Below are 4,401 nucleotides of genomic sequence, written 5' to 3'. Positions count from 1 at the left end.
CAGGATGAAGCGGGGCATCGTGACCCGGAGACCTCGGCCTCCGACGGCGCGAAAAACCATGATCGCGCTGCCTTTGGCCCGTTAGCCCGCAGTGATACGCCCGACAGTGGCGTGCCCGAAGGGAGATGTCGGTGGCTGTCTACGCGCTCGGTGACCGGGTGCCCGAGATCGATCCGTCCGCCTATGTACACCCGGCGGCAACCGTGATCGGCAAGGTGACCATCGGCCCCGAGTCGACCATCTGGCCGGGCGCGGTGCTGCGCGCCGACTACGGCGAGATCCACATCGGTGCCAGGACCTCGGTGCAGGACGGCACCGTCGTACACGCGACCGCCGAGTTCCCCACGGTCATCGGTGACGACTGTGTCATCGGGCACATCGCGCACCTGGAAGGCTGCACCGTCGAGAACGGGTCGCTGGTCGGCTCGGGGGCGGTCGTCCTGCACCGGGCCGTGGTCGGCGCCGGCGCGCTGGTCGGCGCGCAGGCGCTGGTCGGTAACAACGTGGCGGTACCACCGCGGGCACTGGCGATCGGCGTGCCCGCGAAGATCCGTCCGGACGCGGTGGCGGAAAACGCCTTCGCGTCCGGGGCTGCCCAGTATGCCGCGAACGGCAAGCGATACCGCGAGGAACTTCGCCGCATCGACTAACATCCATCAGACACGCCCTAGGGCCAAAGGCGATGCGGTCAGTCGCGGTCGGCGGGCGGGTCCGCGGCGAGTAGATCGTGCAACTGGTCGAACAACTGTGGGGGCGCGGCGATGGTGAGATCGTTCGACACCGGTCGACCGTGCAGACCGCCGACGCGCAGACCGGCCTCGGTGGCGACCAGCGCCCCGGCGGCATGGTCCCATGGATGCAGGCCACGCTCGTAATAGGCGTCCACGAGTCCGGCCGCGGCCGCGCCGAGGTCCAGCGCGGCCGCGCCCATCCGCCGGATGTCGCGTACCCGCGGCAGGACGCGGGTCAGCACCGCCACCTGGCCGGTTCGCCGCTCGACCGTGTAGCCGAACCCGGTCGCCACCAGCGCGTGGGCCAGGTCTCCCACGGTCGAACCGCTCAGCGTCACCCCGTTTCGGGCCGACCCTTCACCGAGCGCCGCGGTGTAGGTGACGCCCATGGCCGGGGCGTGCACGACCCCCGCCAGCACCGTCCCGTTGATCTCGGCCGCGATCGACACCGCCCAGTTCGGCAGGTTGTAGAGGTAGTTCACCGTGCCGTCCAGCGGGTCGACGATCCAGCGCACACCGCTGGTGCCGGGGTCGTCGGCTCCCTCCTCCCCGAGCAGGCCGTCCGCGGGCCGTGCCTCGCGCAGCCTGCGTCCGACCAGCTCCTCCGACGCCCGGTCGAGCGCGGTCACGACGTCCGTGGGAGACGACTTGGTCGACTCGGCTGCCACCGCCCCGGCTCGTCCCCGCAGCAGGAGGTCGCCGGCCTCCTGGGCGACTGCGAGCGCAAGCTCCAGCAGCTCCTGGGGCCGCGGGCGCTCGGGCGCACCGCTGTCGGGCGCACTGCTGTCGGGCGCACTGCCAGCTGGCATCGACGCGGAGGTCCCGGTCGGAGATGTCGGATCGACGGCATACCGCGTGGTGTCAGGCACAGGCTTCATCCTGCCAACCCGCCGTGCCGGGTGGGCGAGGGGAAGCGGTGGACGCGGGCACTGCCGGCCCCGCTGTACCCGGCCCGTAGGATCGTTACCTGTGGTGACAGAAGAAGGCAGGAACCAACAGGACCCGGATCAGCCGGAACGGTCCGTTCCCGATCGGCCGACTCTCGACGGGATCGAGCAACGCTGGTCAGCCGCGTGGCAGGAGCAGGCGACCTACCGGTTCGACCGGACCGCTGACCGGGCGCGGGTCTACGCGATCGACACTCCGCCGCCAACCGTCTCCGGTTCGCTGCACGTAGGCCACGTCTTCTCCTACACGCACACCGACATCATCGCTCGCTACCAGCGGATGCGGGGCCGCGAGGTCTTCTACCCGATGGGGTTCGACGACAACGGCCTGCCGACCGAGCGTCGGGTGCAGAACCACTTCGGCATCCGCTGCGACCCGTCGCTTCCCTACGACCCGGACTACACCCCGCCGGACAAGCCCGGCAAGGAGCAGGTTCCGGTCAGCCGCCGCAACTTCGTGGAGCTGTGTGAGCGGCTGACGATCGAAGACGAAAAGGTCTACGAAGAGCTGTGGCGGCGGCTCGGCCTGTCGGTGGACTGGTCGATGACCTACGCGACGATCGACGCCCGGTCCCGGGCCGTCGCCCAACGGGCCTTCCTGCGCAACCTCGCCCGCGGTGAGGCATATCTCGCGCAGGCGCCGACCCTGTGGGACGTGACATTCCGCACGGCGGTCGCCCAGGCCGAGCTGGAGGATCGTGACCGCCCGGGCGCCTACCACACGCTCGCCTTTGCCCGCACGGACAGCGAGGGGCCGGCGACCGGCAACGGGGATGTGGTCATCGAGACCACGCGGCCAGAGCTGTTGGCCGCCTGTGTCGCCCTGGTTGCGCATCCCGACGACGAGCGGTACCAGTCCCTGTTCGGCTCGTCGGTGCGCACTCCCCTGTTCGACGTCGAGGTTCCGGTGCTCTCGCATCGGCTCGCCGACCCCGAGAAGGGGTCCGGCATCGCGATGATCTGTACCTTCGGTGACCTGACGGACGTGACCTGGTGGCGCGAGCTACAGCTGCCTGCCCGAGCGGTGATCGGCCGGGACGGCAGGCTGCTCGCCGATCCACCCGACGCGATCGTGTCGGAGGCCGGCCGGGCCTGCTACGCCGAGTTGGCCGGCCGCACCGTGCACAGCGCCCGCGAGCAGATCGTCACGCTGCTCCGCGCCGGCGGAGCGCTGCTGGGTGAGCCGCGCCCGATCAACCATCCGGTGAAGTTCTACGAAAAGGGCGACCGGCCGCTGGAAATCGTCACGACCCGTCAGTGGTACATCCGCAACGGTGGACGGGACGAGACCCTGCGGACGGCGCTACGTGCCCGCGGCGGCGAACTGCACTGGCATCCCCCGCATATGCGGGTCCGCTACGAGAACTGGGTGGACGGGCTGACCGGCGACTGGCTGATCAGCCGGCAGCGTTTCTTCGGAGTGCCGTTCCCGGTGTGGTACCCGCTGGACTCCGACGGCCTGCCCCGGCACGACCAGCCGATCGTGCCCGACGAGACCATGCTTCCGATCGATCCCTCCAGCGACACACCACCTGGATTCACCGACGACCAACGTGGTGTGCCCGGTGGTTTCGCCGCCGACCCGGACGTGATGGACACCTGGGCCACATCGTCACTCACCCCGCAGATCGCCGCCGGCTGGGGCAGCGACGACGACCTGTTCGCGCGGGTGTTCCCGATGGATCTGCGCCCACAGGCGCATGAGATCATCCGTACCTGGCTGTTTTCGACAGTGCTGCGCAGCCACACGGAATTCGGAACGCTGCCCTGGACGAACGCGGCCATCTCCGGCTGGATTCTCGACCCGGACCGAAAGAAGATGTCAAAGTCCAAGGGCAATGTGGTCACGCCCCTGGACCTGCTTGAACAGCACGGTTCGGACGCGGTGCGATACTGGGCGGCATCCGGTCGGCCTGGCACCGACACCGCATTCGATGTCGGACAGATGAAAATCGGTCGCCGGCTCGCCATCAAGCTGCTCAACGCAAGCCGGTTCACCCTGGGGCTCGGCGTGGTCGAGGATCCGGGTGCAGTCAGCGAATCACTCGACCGGGCGCTGCTGGCGGCGCTCGCGGATGTCGTCGACGCGGCATCCACCGCATTGGACGGTTACGACTACACCCGTGCCCTGGAACTGACCGAATCGTTCTTCTGGCGGTTCTGCGACGACTACGTCGAGCTTGTCAAGGGACGCGCGTACGGGTCGTTCGGTGCGCAGGGTTCGGCATCCGCCCGCGCTGCGCTCGCCATCGCGCTGTCCACGATCCTCTCACTGTTCGCGCCGTTTCTCCCGTTCGTCACCGAAGAGGTCTGGTCGTGGTGGAAGCCTGGTTCGATGCACCGCGCCCGCTGGCCGGAAGCTGGTGAGCTGCGCAAGTTCGCCGACACCGGCGACCCGCGCCAGCTCGAAGCGGTCAGTACCGCGCTCACGGCCATCCGGCGGTCGAAATCGGCGGCCAAGGTCTCGATGAAGGCCGAGGTGGCCTCCGCCCAGGTCAGCGGTGACGCCGATCTACTGGCCCTGGTGGCGGCGGCCGCGGCCGATCTGCGCAGCGCCGGGAGCATCACGGACCTGAGCTTCGTTGAAGGTGCGGGTGACCTGGCCATCGACGTGGTCTTGGCCTGACCGGCCCCGGAAAGGCTGACGGCTGGAAAGGGAACCTGGTAGGCCGACGGGCGCGCGATCGTCGTTTTTCTTGCGCGCTCGGAGATCCCGAGGAAAT

At 69.0% G+C, this 4,401-nt stretch carries 3 protein-coding genes; 2 read left to right on the top strand and 1 reads right to left on the bottom strand.

Annotated elements, in window-relative coordinates; translation table 11 throughout:
- Window positions 1-125: 125 nt before the first annotated feature.
- The gene (locus U9980_RS23260; protein ID WP_322769887.1) at window positions 126-650 is read left to right on the top strand and encodes a gamma carbonic anhydrase family protein; all 525 of its coding nucleotides are present in this window, start codon (window positions 126-128) and stop codon (window positions 648-650) included.
- A gap of 38 nt (window positions 651-688) precedes the next feature.
- Here U9980_RS23260 and U9980_RS23255 read toward each other — a convergent pair whose 3' ends face one another.
- Window positions 689-1,540, bottom strand: a complete 852-nt coding sequence (locus U9980_RS23255; protein ID WP_322769888.1) for an inositol monophosphatase family protein — start codon at window positions 1,538-1,540, stop codon at window positions 689-691.
- A gap of 160 nt (window positions 1,541-1,700) precedes the next feature.
- Here U9980_RS23255 and valS point away from each other — a divergent pair, with 160 nt between their 5' ends.
- Window positions 1,701-4,304, top strand: coding sequence for a valine--tRNA ligase (gene valS / locus U9980_RS23250; RefSeq protein ID WP_322769886.1), 2,604 nt, complete (start codon window positions 1,701-1,703; stop codon window positions 4,302-4,304).
- The last annotated feature ends 97 nt before the right edge of the window (window positions 4,305-4,401 follow it).

The organism is Protofrankia sp. Cr1, assembly GCF_963555865.1.
Taxonomy (GTDB): Bacteria; Actinomycetota; Actinomycetes; order Frankiales; family Frankiaceae; genus Protofrankia.
This window is presented reverse-complemented; position numbering and strand designations above follow the sequence as displayed.